This is a genomic window from Aeromonas ichthyocola, assembly GCF_046087985.1.
GTDB lineage: Bacteria > Pseudomonadota > Gammaproteobacteria > Enterobacterales > Aeromonadaceae > Aeromonas > Aeromonas rivipollensis.
Window position 1 is genome coordinate 785927 of record NZ_JBJSWH010000001.1, and the last position, 17487, is coordinate 803413.

At 63.3% G+C, this 17487-nt stretch carries 13 protein-coding genes, 8 tRNA genes and 1 pseudogene; 19 read left to right on the forward strand and 3 right to left on the reverse strand.

The window, feature by feature from the left end:
• Nucleotides 1-83: 83 nt before the first annotated feature.
• From ACF2JD_RS03700 to ACF2JD_RS03755, 12 genes are all read left to right on the forward strand, one after another.
• Nucleotides 84-1874, forward strand: a complete 1791-nt coding sequence (locus ACF2JD_RS03700; protein ID WP_440986785.1) for a 5'-nucleotidase C-terminal domain-containing protein — start codon at nt 84-86, stop codon at nt 1872-1874.
• A gap of 94 nt (nt 1875-1968) precedes the next feature.
• The gene (locus ACF2JD_RS03705) at nt 1969-2091 is read left to right on the forward strand and encodes a hypothetical protein (RefSeq protein ID WP_440986786.1); all 123 of its coding nucleotides are present in this window, start codon (nt 1969-1971) and stop codon (nt 2089-2091) included.
• Between the two features lie 193 nt (nt 2092-2284).
• Complete coding sequence (pth, locus tag ACF2JD_RS03710; RefSeq protein WP_025326175.1) at nt 2285-2881, forward strand: aminoacyl-tRNA hydrolase; 597 nt, start codon at nt 2285-2287, stop codon at nt 2879-2881.
• 191 nt (nt 2882-3072) lie between these two features.
• On the forward strand, nt 3073-4164 hold the full coding sequence (gene ychF / locus ACF2JD_RS03715) for a redox-regulated ATPase YchF (protein WP_025326174.1): 1092 nt from the start codon (nt 3073-3075) through the stop codon (nt 4162-4164).
• A 235-nt stretch (nt 4165-4399) separates the two neighbouring features.
• Nucleotides 4400-4476: transfer RNA gene (locus ACF2JD_RS03720), tRNA-Met, on the forward strand.
• A gap of 13 nt (nt 4477-4489) precedes the next feature.
• Nucleotides 4490-4564: transfer RNA gene (locus ACF2JD_RS03725), tRNA-Gln, on the forward strand.
• 47 nt (nt 4565-4611) lie between these two features.
• Nucleotides 4612-4686: transfer RNA gene (locus tag ACF2JD_RS03730), tRNA-Gln, on the forward strand.
• A gap of 35 nt (nt 4687-4721) precedes the next feature.
• Nucleotides 4722-4798, forward strand: a tRNA-Met gene (locus ACF2JD_RS03735).
• Between the two features lie 17 nt (nt 4799-4815).
• Nucleotides 4816-4890, forward strand: a tRNA-Gln gene (locus tag ACF2JD_RS03740).
• A 46-nt stretch (nt 4891-4936) separates the two neighbouring features.
• Nucleotides 4937-5011: transfer RNA gene (locus ACF2JD_RS03745), tRNA-Gln, on the forward strand.
• Nucleotides 5012-5144: 133 nt separating this feature from the next.
• A tRNA-Met gene (locus ACF2JD_RS03750) sits at nt 5145-5221 on the forward strand.
• Between the two features lie 8 nt (nt 5222-5229).
• A tRNA-Leu gene (locus ACF2JD_RS03755) sits at nt 5230-5313 on the forward strand.
• 197 nt (nt 5314-5510) lie between these two features.
• Here ACF2JD_RS03755 and ACF2JD_RS03760 read toward each other — a convergent pair.
• Nucleotides 5511-7339 (reverse strand): annotated as a pseudogene (locus tag ACF2JD_RS03760) (SLC13 family permease).
• Between the two features lie 280 nt (nt 7340-7619).
• On the opposite strand from ACF2JD_RS03760, the gene yqfB reads away from it, so the two are divergent.
• The 6 genes from yqfB to ACF2JD_RS03790 all read left to right on the forward strand — a co-directional run bounded on the left by yqfB (nt 7620) and on the right by ACF2JD_RS03790 (nt 14337).
• Nucleotides 7620-7952 carry a N(4)-acetylcytidine aminohydrolase gene (gene yqfB / locus ACF2JD_RS03765; protein ID WP_163157980.1) on the forward strand — a complete coding sequence of 111 codons (333 nt, stop codon included), beginning with the start codon at nt 7620-7622 and terminating at the stop codon, nt 7950-7952.
• An 87-nt stretch (nt 7953-8039) separates the two neighbouring features.
• On the forward strand, nt 8040-8960 hold the full coding sequence (locus ACF2JD_RS03770; protein ID WP_440986787.1) for an alpha/beta hydrolase fold domain-containing protein: 921 nt from the start codon (nt 8040-8042) through the stop codon (nt 8958-8960).
• A 61-nt stretch (nt 8961-9021) separates the two neighbouring features.
• Entirely contained in the window at nt 9022-9402 is a 381-nt protein-coding gene (locus ACF2JD_RS03775) for a DUF1622 domain-containing protein (protein WP_163136270.1), read from the forward strand.
• A gap of 249 nt (nt 9403-9651) precedes the next feature.
• Nucleotides 9652-11286, forward strand: a complete 1635-nt coding sequence (locus ACF2JD_RS03780) for an alpha-amylase family glycosyl hydrolase (protein WP_440986788.1) — start codon at nt 9652-9654, stop codon at nt 11284-11286.
• Nucleotides 11287-11627: 341 nt separating this feature from the next.
• Complete coding sequence (locus ACF2JD_RS03785) at nt 11628-13187, forward strand: ATP-binding cassette domain-containing protein (RefSeq protein ID WP_440986789.1); 1560 nt, start codon at nt 11628-11630, stop codon at nt 13185-13187.
• A gap of 10 nt (nt 13188-13197) precedes the next feature.
• Entirely contained in the window at nt 13198-14337 is a 1140-nt protein-coding gene (locus tag ACF2JD_RS03790; RefSeq protein ID WP_440986790.1) for an MFS transporter, read from the forward strand.
• Nucleotides 14338-14407: 70 nt separating this feature from the next.
• Here the strand turns inward: ACF2JD_RS03790 and ACF2JD_RS03795 are convergent, their stop codons facing one another.
• Nucleotides 14408-15772, reverse strand: coding sequence for an MFS transporter (locus ACF2JD_RS03795; protein WP_440986791.1), 1365 nt, complete (start codon nt 15770-15772; stop codon nt 14408-14410).
• 172 nt (nt 15773-15944) lie between these two features.
• On the opposite strand from ACF2JD_RS03795, the gene ACF2JD_RS03800 reads away from it, so the two are divergent.
• Complete coding sequence (locus ACF2JD_RS03800; protein ID WP_106887536.1) at nt 15945-16541, forward strand: HAD family hydrolase; 597 nt, start codon at nt 15945-15947, stop codon at nt 16539-16541.
• Nucleotides 16542-16631: 90 nt separating this feature from the next.
• On the opposite strand, the gene ACF2JD_RS03805 is transcribed toward ACF2JD_RS03800, so the two are convergent.
• Nucleotides 16632-17429: a DUF1338 domain-containing protein gene (locus ACF2JD_RS03805; protein ID WP_440986792.1), complete on the reverse strand. Its 798-nt coding sequence runs from the start codon at nt 17427-17429 to the stop codon at nt 16632-16634.
• Nucleotides 17430-17487: the final 58 nt, after the last annotated feature.

The window sequence follows — 17487 nt, forward strand, 5'->3', positions numbered from 1 at the left end:
GACAAAAACCGCCAACTGGCGGTTTTTGTTTTTTCAAGCCTGGCCAAAGTAATGCCCTGCCCCCGCAGGTTAAGGATGTCCCCATGAAGTGCTTGCGTCTCCTCACTCTCCTCCCGCTGTGCGCCCTGCTCTCTGCCTGCCTGACCGGCCAGCAGGATCCGCCCTTCACCCTGACCCTGGCACACATGAACGACACCCACTCCCAGTTCGATCCGGTCAACGCCGAGCTGAAGGGGCCTCTCTTCGGCAAGCAGGGGGAAACAGATACCCTCTACACCCGCCTCGGCGGCTATCCCCGCCTGCTCACCATGACGAAGGCCTACCAGGCCGAGGCGCTCGCCAAAAACCAGCCGCTGTTGCTGCTGCACGGGGGCGACGCCTGGCAGGGCAGCGGCTACTTCAAGCTCAACGAGGGGATGGCCAATGCCGAGCTGCTGAGCCAGTTCGGCTTCGATGCCATGGCCCTTGGCAACCACGAGTTCGATCTCGACAACCAGAAGCTGGCCCGCTTCATCCAGGGGGTGAACTTCCCGGTGCTGGCTGCCAACCTGGACAGCCGCGACGATCCGGATCTGAGCCAGGCCAGCAACCTCAAGCCCTTCGTGGTCTATGCCTTCGATGGCAACCAGAAGAGCCCGGTCACCGATCTCGCCCACCTGCCCGCAGACAAGCAGCTGGTCGCCGTCATCGGGCTGGTGCTGGAGGACATGGCCAACATCTCCCCCAACGTCGGCAAGCTGCGCTTTGCCAAGGAGGTGGCCTCGGCTCAGGCCACGGTCGACCTGCTGCAGGCCAGAGGGATCAACCGGATAGTCGCGCTCACCCACATCGGCAACGCCCGGGATCTGGCGCTGGCGGCCAAGGTGAACGGCCTCGATGCCATCGTCGGCGGCCACTCCCACAGCCTGCTCGGTGACTTTAGCAACGTAGGCTGGGGCAAGACGGGGGAATACGCAGCGCTGGTCACCAACCCGGACGGCGTGGGTCTGACCTGCGTGGTGCAGGCGGGATCCTATGCCCAGGCCATCGGTCTTGCCCGGGTCAGCTTCGACGCCCAGGGCCGGGTCATCGCCTGCAAGGGTCAGAACCAGCTGCTGGCCAGCCGCGACTTCTTCGCCGATCCGGCCCGCCAGCAGCCGCTGGACAAGGCTCGCAGCCAGCAGGCCGGCAAGTTCATCGACGCCCAGCCCAACCTGGTGACGGTGGATGAAGATCCGCGCCTGCGCGGCATCATCGACAGCCACTACAAACCGGCGCTGGATCAGGCCTACGGCCCCGTCATCGGCACCCTTCCCGCGCCGTTGCAAAATGCCCGCCGCCCAGGCGACAACGGCAGCGACAGCCACGGCTCCGACGTCGCGCCCCTGGTGGCGGAAGGCCAATATTTTTGGGCCAACACCCCGCAGGTGCAGGCCCTGACCGGCGGCCCGGTCGACTTCGCCCTGCTGGCGGTGGGGGGCGTGCGCGCCGACTTGCCCGCCGGTGAACTGCGACAGGGGGAGGCATCCCTCAGCCTGCTGCCGTTCAAGAACCCGCTCAGCGTACTGACCCTCTCCGGCGCCGAGGTGCGGGCCCTGCTGACCGAGACCATCACGGCCACCCTGCCCGCCAGCGCTCATGCGGGCAAGTTCCCCTATGGCGGCCACCTGCGTTACACCTTCAAGGAGACCGAAGCAGGCAAGGCGGGTCACCTGACCCGGCTGCAGTGGAGGACGGCCGAGGGTCAGTGGCAGGATCTGGCGAATGGGCGGCGCTACCGGGTGGTGACCAACGCCTACAGTGCCAACGGCAACGACGGCTGGCAGGCCCTGGCACGGGCGCAGGCCAGCAGAGTGCCGAGCGCGTGGATCTCGCCTGGCAGGATGGCAAGCTGACCGCCTTCCCGGTCGAGCGGCAGTGGAGCAAGCGGCGATCAGCTGAGCGCCCGTCTATGCCGCCGGGCCAGGCCCTCGACTGCAAGGCAGCGGCGTGGATTGCGGCACCGACGCCGCCTCCTTCGTGCAGTATGTGCGCTATGCCCGCCCCCTGGTGACCGCCCTGGATGAAGAGACGGTGACCCTGCTGCGTGCCGGTCAAGCCGACGCCCCTTGAGCCGCTGCGCCAAAACGGGCAGGACCAGGCTCGTTTTGGCGGCCGTTGGCACCCGGTTCCCGGGTTATTCCCCCCGGCTTGCCGAGCTTTGGTTGAGTGATCGCCAGTCGGCGGCTAGAATATTGCGTCCCATTGCCCTGGACCCTCTGTTTATGGCAACCAGTAGTGCAAGCAGCGAGTGAAGACATCAAGCGTGACGCATCAAATCAAACTGATTGTCGGGCTGGGTAATCCCGGCCCCGAATACGCCAAGACCCGCCACAACGCGGGGGCCTGGTATGTGGAGCAGCTGGCCCGCTGGCACAATGTCAGCCTGCGCGAAGAGCCCAAGTTCTTCGGCCACACCGCCCGCATCCTGGTGGAGGGGCAGGATGTGCGGCTGCTCATCCCGAACACCTATATGAACCTCTCCGGCAAGGCGGTGGCGGCACTGGCCCGCTTCTACCAGATAGTCCCCGAAGAGATACTGGTGGCCCACGACGAACTGGATCTGCCCCCCGGCATCGCCAAGTTCAAACAGGGCGGTGGCCACGGCGGCCACAACGGCCTCAAGGACATCATCGCCAGGATGGGCAACAACAATAACTTCTTCCGGCTGCGCCTCGGGATCGGCCATCCCGGTGCCAAGGAGCTGGTCGCCGGCTTCGTGCTGACCAAGGCGCCCAGCAGTGAACAGAGCCTGATCGAGGCCGCACTGGATGAGTCCTTGCGCGCCACCGACATCCTGTTCAAGCAGGACATGACCAAGGCCATGAACCGGCTGCACAGCTTCAAGGCTGAAAAAGTCTGAACAGGCTTTGATCGATGACGTACTGGATGAGTGCCCACGTACGCCACCGACACCGGTTCAAGCAGGACATGACCAAGGCCATGTACCGTCTGCACAGCGTACAGAAGCCTGGCTAACTGCCAGGCGCGCACAATATGACAGGGCTGCCCGCGTGGCCCCCTCACAGCATCCATCACGTAAGGTAACAATTCATGGGTTTTAAATGCGGTATCGTGGGCCTGCCCAATGTAGGCAAATCCACCCTGTTCAATGCGCTGACCAAGGCCGGCATCGAAGCCGCCAACTTCCCGTTCTGCACCATTGAGCCGAACACGGGTGTGGTCCCCATGCCGGATCCCCGCCTCGATCAGCTGGCGGCCATCATCAACCCCCAGCGCGTGGTGCCGACCACCATGGAGTTCGTGGACATCGCAGGCCTGGTAGCGGGCGCCTCCAAGGGTGAAGGCCTGGGCAACCAGTTCCTGGCCAACATCCGCGAGACCGAAGCCATAGGTCACGTGGTGCGCTGCTTCGAGGACGAGAACATCATCCACGTGGCGGGCAAGGTCTCCCCGGCCGATGACATCGAGGTGATCAATACCGAATTGGCCCTGTCGGATCTGGACGCCTGCGAGCGCGCCATCCACCGTCAGTCCAAGCGCGCCAAGGGCGGCGACAAGGATGCCAAGCTGGAAGTGGAAACCCTGGAAAAGATTCGGGTTGCCCTGGAAAACGGCCAGATGATCCGCGGCATGAAGCTGGACAAGGAAGAGCTGGCGGCCGTCAGCCACCTCAACTTCCTGACCTTGAAGCCCACCATGTACATCGCCAACGTGGCGGAAGATGGCTTCGACAACAACCCCTTCCTCGACAAGGTGCGTGAAATCGCCGCCGCCGAGAACGCCGTTGTGGTCGTGGTCTGCTGCGCCATCGAGGCGGACATCGCCGAGCTGGACGACGCCGACCGCGCCGAGTTCATGGCCGATCTGGGGATCGAAGAGCCGGGTCTGAACCGGGTGATCCGCTCAGGTTACGAGCTGCTGAACCTGCAGACCTACTTCACCGCCGGGGTGAAGGAAGTGCGCGCCTGGACCATTCCGGTCGGCGCCACCGCCCCGCAGGCGGCGGGCAAGATCCACACCGACTTTGAAAAAGGCTTTATTCGCGCCCAGACCATCGCCTTCGACGACTTTATCACCTACAAGGGTGAGCAAGGCGCCAAGGAAGCGGGCAAGATGCGCGCCGAAGGGAAAGACTACATCGTCAAGGATGGCGATATCATGAACTTCCTGTTCAACGTCTAACCCCATGAGAGGCCAGCATTTGCTGGCCTCTTTGTTATGGGCACAGGTTGCGGATCTGCTGCCAAATGTCGCAAAAAAAACCAGATTGTTGGGCTTTTGCGCGACAGCGTCCAATAACTCGCCAAACGCACCCAAATTCGGTTTTTCTGGCAAAAAAAGGGTTGACGCCCCAGAGCCAGATACGCATAATTCCGGCCGCACAGTGACGAGGCAACGACTCACTGGAAGCACGGTTGGCTATGTAGCTCAGTTGGTTAGAGCATCGCACTCATAATGCGAGGGTCACAGGTTCGAATCCCGTCATAGCCACCATTAATCATTCAGTTGGGGTATCGCCAAGCGGTAAGGCAGCGGGTTTTGATCTCGCCATCCCTAGGTTCGAATCCTAGTACCCCAGCCATTTTTAAAGTTCTTTGCCCGCCATTCGTGACGGTTGAGGAGCACTGTTGGGGTATCGCCAAGCGGTAAGGCAGCGGGTTTTGATCTCGCCATCCCTAGGTTCGAATCCTAGTACCCCAGCCATTTTTACTTGTACACGACAATGTCGGACACAAGACGGCTATGTAGCTCAGTTGGTTAGAGCATCGCACTCATAATGCGAGGGTCACAGGTTCGAATCCCGTCATAGCCACCATTTACAAGTTGTTCAGTTGGGGTATCGCCAAGCGGTAAGGCAGCGGGTTTTGATCTCGCCATCCCTAGGTTCGAATCCTAGTACCCCAGCCATTTTTAAAGGTTCTTTGCCAGTCTCACGACTGTTGAGGAGCGCTGTTGGGGTATCGCCAAGCGGTAAGGCAGCGGGTTTTGATCTCGCCATCCCTAGGTTCGAATCCTAGTACCCCAGCCATTATTGCCTTTCATCGACCTTGTCGGTGATCTGCTGTGGTAAACGTGAGAGGTCTTGATCTCGTCAACGTGCCTAGGTCCAAACCCTAGTACCCAGCCATTTTACTTGTACACGACAATGTCGGATACAAGACGGCTATGTAGCTCAGTTGGTTAGAGCATCGCACTCATAATGCGGGGGTCACAGGTTCGAATCCCGTCATAGCCACCATTAATATTGCGGAAGTGGCGAAATTGGTAGACGCACCAGATTTAGGTTCTGGCGCCCTAGGCGTGAGAGTTCGAGTCTCTCCTTCCGCACCATTAATAGCAGTACCAAACAGACCAGCTCACGCTGGTTTTTTTGTGCCTGAGTTTCAGCCTTTGTCCCCTCTCCTTCCCTGCCGTTCTCCCTGCTCACTGGCTTGTCGGCCCAATATTTCATCTCACAGCATCGGGATATATGGCCAATAAAAAGCGGCCCGCAGGCCGCTTGCACTCCTTGTCCCCCTCGAGCGCGCTCAGAACGGGAAGAACCAGGGAATGGCGATGACGCTCACCACCATCACCAGCAGGGTAAAAGGCACCCCCACGCGGATGAAGTCCATGAACTTGTAGTTGCCGGGCCCGAGCACCAGGGTGTTGACCGGTGAGGAGACGGGCGTCATGAAGGCCGCCGAGGCGGCGATGGCGATGGTCATGGCGAAGGGATAGGGAGAGACCCCCATCTGCTGGGCCGTACCGAGCGCAATGGGCGCCATCAGCACGGCGGTGGCGGTGTTGGAGATAAAGAGTCCGATGGCCGCGCAGAGCACGAACAGGCTGGCCAGCATGACACGGGGCCCCATCTCCCCCACCGCCGAGATCAGCCCGCCAACGATGAGATCCACCCCGCCGGTCTTCTGCAACGCCAGGGCAAAGGGCAGCATGCCGACGATCAGGATCAGGGTCGGCCAGTGGATGGATTTGTAGGCGCTCTCCATGTCGATGCAGCGGAACTTGCCCATCAGCAGGCAGGCGATGAGCGCCGCTATGACGTTGGGCACGGGCTCCGTCACCATCAGCCCTATCATGACTGCGAGGGCGATCAGGGCGTGGATGGCCTGGCTGCGAGCCGGCGCCATCTCGTCCACCTCGGCGGGCAGGCCGAGCAGCAGGAAGTCCCTGTGGTGGGTCTGCAACTGGCGAATGAGGCTCCAGTTGCCCACCACCAGCAGGCTGTCTCCCATCAGCAGCGGCTCATCCACCAGCTTGCCGGTGAGCGCCTCACCGCTGCGGCGGATCCCGACCACGCTCAGGCCGTAGCGGGAACGAAACGCCACCTCGCGGATGCTCTTGCCGAGCAGGCGGGATCCTGGAATGAGGGACACCTCGGCCATGCCCACCTCCCGCGCCTGATCCGAGAAGTACTCCCCGCGCAATATCATGGGTTCGAGCCGCGCCTCGCTGCAGAACTCACGCACATCCACCTCGGGGTCGGACATGTCGATGAGCAGCACGTCTTTCGCCTGGAACTCGGTGACGCCGGAGACGGTGACCATCACCCGCCGAAACTTGCGCCAACGCTCCAGCCCGATGACGTTGGCCCCAAAGCGGGCACGCAGTTGCAGCTCGTCCAGGGTCTGGCCTATCAGGGGAGAATCGGGACGGATCGCCAGGCGGCGCGCCCGGCCGGCCAGGCGATAATCGCGGATGAGATCGCGCATTGTGCTGCGCCCCGCCTGCTTGCCCTTGCCCTCTTCCCCCTCGCGCACCAGACGGTGACGCATCAGCAGCATGTAGATCACTCCCAGCCCGAGGATAAGCACCCCCATGGGGGTGAAACCGAAGAAGCCGAAGCCCTGGATGCCGTGGCGCATCAGCTCGCTGTTGACCACCATGTTGGGCGGAGTGGCCACCAGCGTCATCATGCCGCTGATAAGACCGGCAAAGCCCAGCGGCATCATCAGCCGTCCCGCCGGTATCCCCATCCGGTTCGCCACGCTCAACACCACAGGGATGAAGATGGCCACCACCCCTGTGCTGCTCATCACGGCCCCCAGGGTCGCCACCGCCACCATCAGCAGCACCAGCAGCCGGGTCTCACTGCTGCCACCTTCACCAGGGCATCCCCCACCTGATAGGCGATGCCGGTGCGCACCAGCCCCTCCCCCACCACGAACAGGGCGGCGATCAGGATGACGTTGGGATCGCTGAACCCCGCCAGCGCCTCCGGCAAGGTCAGGGTGCCGCTCAACACGAACAGGATGATGATCAACAAGGCCACCACATCCATGCGCACCCTGTTGGTAATAAACAGGAAGATGGCGCCCACCAGCATGCTGAGCACCCAGATCAACTCGGAATTCACACTCGCTCCTTTCGTTCATGTCCGCCGGGCGGGGAACCGCGCCAGACGCCATCAGACCACAACCAGTCCCCCTCCATTTTGTTACATATCAAGAAAGGGGAGCCCACATCATCGCACATTCGGGTTCACTTGCGGCCACTTTGCAGGGCAGAGCAAGTGCACCAACCCACTCCACCCGCACGTCCGGGCGAAAAGTGCTGCGCGCCCTCCCCGGCACTCCTAGAATGGGCCAGCTGCGGCGTGATCCGCCCCCTGCCACCCCTTGTCCTTCGGAGAGAAAATGTCAGTTCACATCCCAACCTACCCGGAATTCACCTTCTTCGGCCGCTTCGTCGCCGACATCCAGTCCGGCCGCAAGACCATCACAATACGCGACGAGAGCGAGGCCAACTGGCAGCCCGGCCAGCGGCTCGCGCTCTTCACCAATCCGGAGCACCAGCCCTTTGGCGCCATGGAGGTGCTCTCGGTCACGCCCCTGGCCTTCGATGACCTGACCGACGAGCACGCCCGCCAGGAGAACATGACCCTGGCCGAGCTCCAGACCGTCATCCGGGACATCTACCCCGCGCTGCCGCCGCTCTATGTGATTGAATTCAAACTGATTGAAGCCTGATTTTGTGAGCTGCCTCAACTAACGCCGGTTGCGCTCTCGGGCCAGAAGCGCACAATGCATGTTTTTATATACAGTCAATGGTGCAGCATGAACACAGGACTCGAACCCGCAATCGCCGCCATGGTGGCGGAATTTGTTGCCGCTGGCAGACCCAGGGCGAGCGAGATGAGCTGGCAGGCGCGGCGGGAGGGCTACCTTGCCTCTGCCGTCTTGGGCGGGGAACGGGAAGAGGTGGGCGCCATCGAAGAGTGGCAGGCCGATCACTACGCCATCCGCCGCTACCAACCCGTGGGTATGCCGGATCCCGCTTATCCGGCGCTGATCTATTTCCACGGCGGCTGTTTCGTCAGCGGGGATTTCGAGACCCACGATCGCCAAATGCGGATGCTGTGCAACAGTGCCAATGCCCTGGTGTTTGCCGTGCACACCCGCCTCGCCCCCGAGCATATCTATCCTGCCGCCCATGACGATGCGCTGGCAGCGACCCTCGCCATCATGGCCGCGCTGCCGCAGTGGCGCGGCGATCCCGAACGGGTTGCACTCGCAGGCGACAGTGCCGGTGGCCACCTTGCCCTGATCACCACCTTGCGGCTCAAGGAGGCGGGAGCGGCACTGCCCGCCGCCCAGATCCTCATCTATCCCATGCTCGATGCCCTGGGAGAGAGCCAGAGCTATGGCGACCTTGGCGACGACTACCTCATCACCCGCGACATGCTGCTCAGCGGGTTTCAGGCCTATCTGGGCAGGCTGCCCGCCAGCCATCCCGAGGCGAGCCCGCTGCACCATCCTGAACTTGCTGGACTGCCGCCCACCCATATCCTCACGGCCGAGTACGATCCCCTGCGTGACGAGGGAGAGGCCCTCTATGGCAAACTGCTGCAAGCCGGTGTTGCCGCCAGCTGTCAGCGGCAGCTCGGGGTGATCCACGGCTTCTTCCAGCTTGCGGGCATAAGCCCTGCGGCCCGTCATGCCATCGTGCAGGTCGCCATGCTGATCAAGGGGCTCTGAGTTGGCTCCAACCCCCATGCCGTGTTAAAAGTGTCTCTTTTGAATCAGGGAGGTGACCCTAGTGTTTGAGATAGCGAGCCTGAAAGAGGGTATGATGCACGGGGTCGAGCTGTTCCAGCTGCTGCTGGAGATCATCTCCATCGCCTGCGTGGTGATAGGGCTTGGCAAGACCCTCTGGCTGGCGGCGCGGGTGCGGGATCACGAGCCCGGTTTTCCGCGCATTCGCCTCTGCTTCGGCAGCTGGCTCATCCTGGCGCTGGAGTTCCAGCTCGCCGCCGATATCCTGGCCACCACGGTCGCGCCGAGCAAGGAGGAGCTGATCCGCCTCGCCATCATCGCGGTGATCCGCACCTTCCTGAACTACTTCCTCGGCAAGGAGCTGGACGCCCAGGCCGAACGCCAGCAGGCACCCGGCGCCGAACAGCCCGAGACGACCCGATAAGGGCCCATGCTGGCGACCATATGAGTACGCCGCCATCCCGACCGCCCCTGGTTCGGGATAGCGCCTTTGTGACCCTGCCCGCAGTTTTGGCTATCAGCCAACAATGGAACCCTTTTCAAGGCCCACCTCACCCTGTCGACCCTGGCGCCCTCTGCGTAACATGGCAGGACCACTTCGCCACCGGCCACGCTGATGCATCCTCACCCCGTTCTTACTCTCGATCAGTGCGTTATCTACCAGATCTACCCCATGAGCTTTCAGGACAGCGACGGCGATGGCATGGGGGACATCAATGGCATCCGCCAGCGCCTGGACCACCTGGCGACCCTCGGAGTGGACCTGCTCTGGCTCACCCCCGTCTACCCTTCCCCCAGACGGGACAACGGCTACGACGTGGCGGACTACAGCGCCATAGATCCCGCCTTCGGCACCCTGGCCGAGATGGACCTGCTGATAGCAGAGGCGGCCGCTCACGGCATGGGCATCATGATGGACATAGTCGCCAACCACACCTCCACCGAACATGCGTGGTTCAGGCAGGCGCTGGCCGGGGATCCCCGCTACCAGGCCTATTACGTCTTTCGGGACCAGGCCTTCGTCGATGCCCACCCGCTGGACTCCATCTTCGGCGGCAGCGCCTGGGAATACGTGCCGACGCTTGATCGCTACTACCTGCACAACTTCGATGCAAGTCAGGCCGATCTCGACTGGGACAACCCGGCGGTGCGGGCCGAGATGGCGGAGGCGATCAACTTCTGGCTGGCCAGGGGCATCAAGGGGTTTCGCTTCGATGTGATCGACATGGTGAGCAAGGAGTGGTCGCCCCTTGCCATGAGCAACGGCCCCCGCCTGCACGACTATATCCGCGAGCTCAATGGCGCCAGCTTCGGCGGCAAGGGGATCATCACTGTCGGTGAGACCTGGGGGGCAGATCTGGCCCAGATGCGGCACTATTCGAACCCGGATGACAGCGAGTTCAGCATGGTGTTCAACTTCGAGCACCTGGGGCTGGGGCGCGATAAATGGACCTCCCGCTTTGACCCCCTCAGCTTCAAAGGCGCCATGGCCCGCCACCAGAGCGGACTGCACCGCCAGGGCTGGAACAGCCTGTTTCTGGGTAACCACGACCTGCCCCGCGCCGTCTCCCGCTTCGGCGACGACAGCCCCGAATGGCGCGAGCTGAGTGCCAAGCAGTGGGCCCTGGTGCTGCACATGATGCAGGGCACTCCCTTCATCTATCAGGGAGAGGAGCTTGGCATGACCAACCGCCGCTGGCAGCCAGAGGAGCTGCGCGATGTGGAGGCCATCAACTACAGCGCCAGCCAGCCGGGACTGGACCCCGCCGAGCTCGCCTGCCGCCTCGATGCCATCGGCCGCGACAACGCCCGCACGCCTATGCAGTGGGACTCGGGCCCCCGGGCCGGTTTCAGCACGGCAGAGCCCTGGATCGCGCTCAATGACAACTATATGGAGATCAACGCCGCCGAGCAGCTGGCCCGCCCCGACTCCCTGTTTCACTGCTATCGCCAGCTCATCGCCCTGCGCAAGGCCCACCCCGTCATTCGCCATGGCGACTTCGAACTGCTGGATGAGAACGATCCCCTGCGCATCAGCTACCGCCGCCGCTGGCGGGATCCGGCCACCGGCCAGACGCAGACTCTGCTGCTGCTCGCCAATCTCACCGCAGCCCCCTTGCCCATGCCCCATTTCGACAAGCTAGCCAGCGACGCCAGCTTGCTGATGGGCAACTACCCCGACCAGCCAGAGCCCTGCTTTGCCCCCTACCAGACGGCGGTCTGGCTTCTTGTGGAGCCCGCCATGGCGCTCGCGCCAGACACGCATAGAACCGACCGGAGCAGGCCAGTTCAGGGGCGAGCGGGTTGACTGTCCCCCGGAATCTGCGTATTTTGCGTCCAGATTTCATGTTGGACTGCTCTGCAATGTTGTACATCCTGTTCAAATGTTCTGTCAGGAGGCTGTGCTCCGTGCACTAACACGATGAAGTGTTGCCCGGAGCCACATCTCTTCTGAATCTTCATCAGATAGCGCTGGCGCCCTCCATAGAGGGAGGCGACTCCGCATCTGATGAGAACAGGAAAAAAGGCCGGCGAGATGCTTCATCGCCGGCCTTTTTGTTTCTGATCTTCAGGACAAAGTTTCAATATTGCGTGAAACGGGGGCCGGTACGCCAAGTACCGCCCCCGTTTTTTTATGGATAAAGCACCATGAGTCTGCTCAACATTCACCATCTGACCTGTCACCTCGGTGACAAGACACTGTACCAGGACGCCAGCTTCACCCTGCTTCCCCGCGAACATATCTGCATCACCGGCAGGAACGGCGTCGGCAAAAGCACCCTGCTCAAGCTGCTCCAGGGGGAGCGCCAGCCTGACGCCGGGGATATCCTCTGGCAGCCCGGTCTTGACCGGGGTTACCTCGACCAGCATGCCGAGCTGGACGGGCAACTGACGATACGGACATATCTGCAAACGGCCTTTGCCCCCCTCTATCGGGCCGAGGCGGAGATGATGGCCATCTATGCCAGCCCGGCGCGCTGTGCCCAGCCCCATCAGCTGGCACTGGCCGCCAGTCTCCAGACCACCTTGGAGAGCCAGTCGTTCTACCAGATAGAGAGCCGGATCGACGAGGTGGCCGCCGGCCTTGGCCTCACCCAGCTTGGCATGCAGACCCGGCTGGCCAATCTGAGCGGCGGTCAGCGCCACAAGGTGATGCTGGCTGGCTTGCTGCTGCGCTCGCCGGATCTGCTGCTGCTCGATGAGCCGACCAACTACCTGGACAGCGTCCACGTGGCCTGGCTGGCAGCCTACCTGGACGGCTTCGCGGGCGCCTTCCTGGTGGTCTCCCACGACAGGGATTTCGTGAACCGCATCGCCACCGGCATCTGCGATATCGATCGCCTGCAGCTTCGCAAATACCAGGGCAACCTCGACAATGCCATGGCCCAGAAGGCCGCGAATGATGTCGCTCACGCCCGGCAATACCAGGCGCAGCAGAGGCAGATCGACAAGCTGGAGCTGTTCATCGCCAAGAACGGCGCCGGGGTCAACGCCAGCATAGCCAACGGCCGCAAGAAGCAGCTGGCGCGCATCGAGCGCCTGGCCAACCCGGAGCGGGACAAAGGGGTCTCCCTCACGTTTCGCAGCGCCGGGGGCGGCGGCCAGCAGGTACTCGCCGCCTCTGAACTGGTCATCGGCCATGATAGCGCGCTGCTGGCACCCCTGACCCTGACCCTGAGCCGGGGGGAGAAGGTGGTGATCGCCGGTTTCAACGGCGTCGGCAAGTCCACCCTGCTCAAGACACTGGCGGGCGAGCTGGCCCCCCTGCGCGGTCGGCTCAGCCTCTCCCCCGGGGTCAAGGCGGGCTACTTCGAACAGGCGCTGCACTGGCCCCATCCGGATGCCACCCCACTGGCCCTGGTGAAGGCCGCCTGCCCCGCCCTCGATGACAGGGGCGCCAGGCTGCATCTGGCCCGGATCGGCATCAGGGGCAAGCTGGCACTGCAACCGATCGCCGCCCTGAGTGGCGGGGAGCAGACCAAGGTGAAACTGTGCCGACTGGCCCTGCAACCCAGCAACCTGCTGATCCTGGACGAACCGACCACCCACCTGGATGCCGCCGTCAAGGCGGCCCTGCAACAGGCCTTGCAGGACTATGCCGGGACTGTGGTGGTGGTCTGCCACGAGCAGTCCTTCGTGGCCGACTGGCCGGATCGGGTGCTGGACATTCACTCCCTCGCGGCCACAGGCTCGGTATCACATGCGTAAGGTGAACATCATGCTATTGAAAGTATTGCTCTTTTTTATTGCGTTTCTGGTGGGTGCCGATGAGCTGATGCTGGGCCCCCTGCTGACCCCCATAGGCCGGGAGCTAGGGGTCCAGCCCGAGCGGGTCACGCTGTTTATCACCGCCTACAGCCTGGCGCTGGCGCTGATCGCCCCCCTGCTCGGCAGCCTCTCGGATCGCCTCGGCAGGGTGAGGATCATGCTGCCCGCCGCCTTGCTGTTCGGTGCCGCCTCCATCGCCACCGGCCTGGTCGATAGCTTCGAGTGGGGGCTGGCAAGCCGGGTGCTCACCGGTCTCGCCAGTGCCGGCATGCTGCCCATCGCCTTTGCCATGGCGGCAGACGGCACGGGGAAAGATGCCATGAAGCGCATTGCCTGGGTGCAGTCCGGCCTGACGCTGGGCATGATAGCGAGCCCGGCGCTGGGGGCGCTGCTCGCTCAGTGGCTCTCCTGGCGCGCCGCCTTTATCCTGCTCGGCCTCTGTGCCTGGGGGGTGGCGGCGGCCCTGGCCCTGCTGCCCGCCGGCAGGTCTTTGGCAGATACATCGGCGGCGCAGCAGGAGGAGAAGGGTGTCCGCCTGCTGGCCATCCCGGGTGCGGCCGGCGCCCTGCTGGCCATGTGCCTGGGCCTGGGGGGCGGCATTGGCCTCTTCAACCTGGTCGGCCAGCACCTGCGCGACACCCAGGGCCTGTCGATGGGCTCTGTGGGGCTACTCTATGGGGCCCTCGGCATCATCAGCGTCATCGGCAACCTGCTGATGCCCCGCTTGTCTGGCCGGGTCGAGAGCGGGCGCGTCCTGATGCGCCTGGCCCTGGTGGTCTGCGTGCCGGCCAGCGTCGGCTTCTATCTCTCTCCCGCCTCACTGCCTGCCCTGCTGCTGCCGCTCGGGCTGTGGGCGCTGGCGGGCGGCATAGGATCCCCCGCCCTGCAGGGCCACATTGCCGGGCTCTCGTCGGCCCACAGGGGCATGTTGATGTCGCTGGCGATGACCATGATGCACCTCGGGGTGGCGCTCTGGTCCGCTGTCGCCGGGTTTGCCTACAGCGCGGGGCCTGTGGCCCTGGCGCTGCTGGCCATGGCGCTCTTTGGCGGGGCTATCGCCGCCCTGCGCCCCGTCAGCCTCCGGATCTGATGGGCAGCTCCCCACGCTCACACGCAACAAGGGCTCCCTCGGGAGCCCTTTTTTGTGTCAAGGAAGCGCATCAAGCCGGGATGCTGGCCAGCTCGTGGCGCTTCAATGCCAGCAGCGTGATGAGGAAGGAGGCGCTCGCGATCATTGCCATGCCCACATAGGTGGCGCTGAACCCCGGGGCCAGCTCGGCGGGGCTCAGGCTGGCCAGGTTGTGGCTGGTCCCGGCCGGCAGGGCCCCGTGGAACAACACGGCGCAGATAGCCACCCCGACCGCGCCCCCCAGCTCGCGACCGAAGTTGAACAGGGACATGCCGATGCCGCGATCTTCCCGCGGCAGGGCGTTTTGCACCACCACCGAGAGGGCCGGCAGCACCAGCCCCAACCCCAGACCGGCGAAGCCCAGCCCCAGATTGGCAAAGAGATCGAAGTGAATTTGCCACAGGGCCAGCGCCGCCAGAGCGAAGCCCGCCACCACGAAGCGCTTGTAGTGACCGGTGCGACCAATGAGCTTGCCGCCGACGAAGGCCCCCGCCGTGATGCAGACCATGAAGATCACCATGTAGAGGCCGCTCTCGCTGGCCCCCATCCCCTTCTGCCACTGCATCTGCAGCGGCAGGTAGACCAGCACGGCGAACATCAGCAACTGCGAGGCCAGCGCCAGCAGCACGCTCACCAGATAACCGGGCAAGCGGGCCAGATGGGCGGGCAGTATGGGATCCTGGGCGCGTCGCTCCACCAGGATGAGCAGCAGCAGGGCAATCGCCAGTCCTGCCGCCAGCCAGATGGCAGGCAGGGCTGTCTCGGGCGAGAGCAGCAGCAAGCTCAGCGTGGTGACGGTAATCAGCAGCCCCGCCCCCTTCCAGTCGAAGCGACTGTGGCGGCGCACATTGAGGTGGCCCAGGTTGCGGTTCACCAGCCAGAGCGCGAGCGCCCCGAGGGGCAGGTTGATCCAGAAGATCCAGCGCCAGCTCAGCTGCTCGGTGAAGTAGCCCCCGAGCAGGGGCCCGGCGATGCTGGAAACCGCATAGACGGCGGAGATGTAACCTTGATACTTGCCCACCTCCCGCGGGGGAATGCAGTCGGCGATGACGGTGAAGGCCAGCGCGATCAGCCCCCCGCCACCCAGCCCCTGCAACACGCGGGCCGCCAGCAGGGTGGGCAGATCCTGAGCCAGGGCGCAGGCCACGGATCCCGCCAGAAACAGGCCTATGCCGATGTTGAGCATCCGCACCCGGCCGAACATGTCGCTCAGCTTGCCGTAGATGGGCAGGGCCGCGGTGGCCGCCAGCAGGTAGGCGGTGACCACCCAGGTGAGGGCGGCGCCGGCGTTCAGCTCGGCCCCTATGATGGGCAAGGGGGTGGTGACTATGCTCTTTTCCAACGAGCCCAGGGCGATCACCAGGGCCACGCTTGAGAAAACGGTTTTTGGGGACATAAAGAGGCTCGCTACTGTGAGATGCCGGCACCCGAGGCGCAGAGCGCATTATTGTCTCATAAATCAGCAGCCCATGGTCAAACCCGCTGCCTGCCCCCTACCATGACGGCGGTCGCGGCATAGGGGGAGCGGATCTGGTAGTGTGCTCTTTTAGCCGAGGAGGAAGCACCCCATGTCCGAGCAGTTCCAGTTTGAGCAATACGACGCCCTGATCTTCGATATGGACGGCACCCTGGTGGACTCCATGCCCCTGCACCTGGATGCCTGGGAGATCACCAGCGCCGAATTCGGCCTGCCGTTCGATCGGGTGCGGCTCAATGAGTACGGCGGCATTCCCACCCGCAAGATAGTGGCCATGCTGGCCGAGCAGCACGGGCTGGAGATCGATGTGGAGGCCTTCGCCCGCCGCAAGATAGCCCTCTATCTGGAGCGGATCGACAGCGTCAGCGTCTTCCCCGCCATGTGGGAGCTGGTCAAGCGTTGCCACGGCAAGGTGCCCATGGGCATAGGCACGGGCTCAACCCGGGATCATGCGACGCACATACTGAGAAATACCGGCCTCGATGCCTTCATCCCCGTGCTGGTGAGCGCCGACGACGTGACCAACCACAAGCCCCATCCCGACACCTTCCTCAAAGTGGCCGAGCTGCTCGGCGCCAACCCGGCCAACTGCCTGGTGTTCGAAGACACCCCCATCGGCATAGAGGCAGGCAAGGCCGGCGGCATGGCGACTGTGCTCGCCACCGAGGGCGAACTGCAGCGGGTGTGATACTAGGCCAAGGCGCCGGGCCTACTACGCTTCACCCTGCTCCCTTAAAAAAAAACGCCCCATCTGGGGCGTTTTTGGCGTTCGGAGCCATCACATGGCGTTGGTGGATTCGAAGATCTTGTCCGCCGACGCCTCGACGAAGCCCGGGTAGAGCACACCGTCCGGCTGCGGGTAGCGCAGGGCGAACTCGTAGAAGCAGCTCGGGATGGCGCGCACGCCGTCGCTGAAGGCAACCTCGGCCTTGTCCGCCATGGTGGAGGACTGCTCCAGCATCACCAGGGGATCCCCCTTCACCTCGCCGCCGACGGTATTGAGCACAAAGCCCGCCGCCTTGAGCGCGGCATTGACCTGCTCTATGGTCTCAAAATCGGCAAGGCGGTTGATATTGACGGTGAAGTGGTTGGCACGATAGCCCCAGGCCGCCATCCAGGCCGCATACTCGCTCTCCGCCAGCAGGGTCTGGTATTCGCTCCAGGAGACCTGCCAGGGCGCCCCTGTGTAGAGGAAGGCCGGGGTATCGGTCAGGTGATCGGGCACCTGATCCACCAGCTTGTGGATAATGGCCTGGGCGCCTGCGGAGAGCTCTTCCACCTTCAGCTCGCTGATGAACACCTTGGGGGCGTCCGGGTCTGAGTGCTCGAAGTGTTTGGCATAGAGCTTCTTGGCCTTGAACACATACTCGCCCTTCTCCTCGTACCCCAGGGCACGGAAGTGGGCCGCCAGTTTCTCGAGACCGAGCTTGGGCAGGTTGTAGGTCCGAAACGCCACGTGATCGTTGATGATGGGGGCGCCGCCCCCCAGCAGTTGGTGAACCTTGTGGGCGCTGGGGGTGACCTGAATGTAGTTGTCCCACAGATGGCCAAACAGGGTCTCGATATCCTTTTGCATCTCTCTTTCCTTTGATTGCGGGTACAGACAAGGGCACCTCTGAGTGCCCCTCTTTTAT

Excerpts from the sequence above, each read along its gene's own strand:
- ACF2JD_RS03790 (WP_440986790.1), top strand. The coding sequence starts at position 13,198 with ATGCTATTGAAAGTATTGCTCTTTTTTATTGCGTTTCTGGTGGGTGCC.
- ACF2JD_RS03805 (WP_440986792.1), bottom strand. The coding sequence starts at position 17,429 with ATGCAAAAGGATATCGAGACCCTGTTTGGCCATCTGTGGGACAACTAC.
- ACF2JD_RS03700 (WP_440986785.1), top strand. The coding sequence starts at position 84 with ATGAAGTGCTTGCGTCTCCTCACTCTCCTCCCGCTGTGCGCCCTGCTC.
- ACF2JD_RS03795 (WP_440986791.1), bottom strand. The coding sequence starts at position 15,772 with ATGTCCCCAAAAACCGTTTTCTCAAGCGTGGCCCTGGTGATCGCCCTG.
- yqfB (WP_163157980.1), top strand. The coding sequence starts at position 7,620 with ATGTCAGTTCACATCCCAACCTACCCGGAATTCACCTTCTTCGGCCGC.
- ACF2JD_RS03780 (WP_440986788.1), top strand. The coding sequence starts at position 9,652 with ATGAGCTTTCAGGACAGCGACGGCGATGGCATGGGGGACATCAATGGC.
- ACF2JD_RS03785 (WP_440986789.1), top strand. The coding sequence starts at position 11,628 with ATGAGTCTGCTCAACATTCACCATCTGACCTGTCACCTCGGTGACAAG.
- ychF (WP_025326174.1), top strand. The coding sequence starts at position 3,073 with ATGGGTTTTAAATGCGGTATCGTGGGCCTGCCCAATGTAGGCAAATCC.
- ACF2JD_RS03770 (WP_440986787.1), top strand. The coding sequence starts at position 8,040 with ATGAACACAGGACTCGAACCCGCAATCGCCGCCATGGTGGCGGAATTT.
- ACF2JD_RS03800 (WP_106887536.1), top strand. The coding sequence starts at position 15,945 with ATGTCCGAGCAGTTCCAGTTTGAGCAATACGACGCCCTGATCTTCGAT.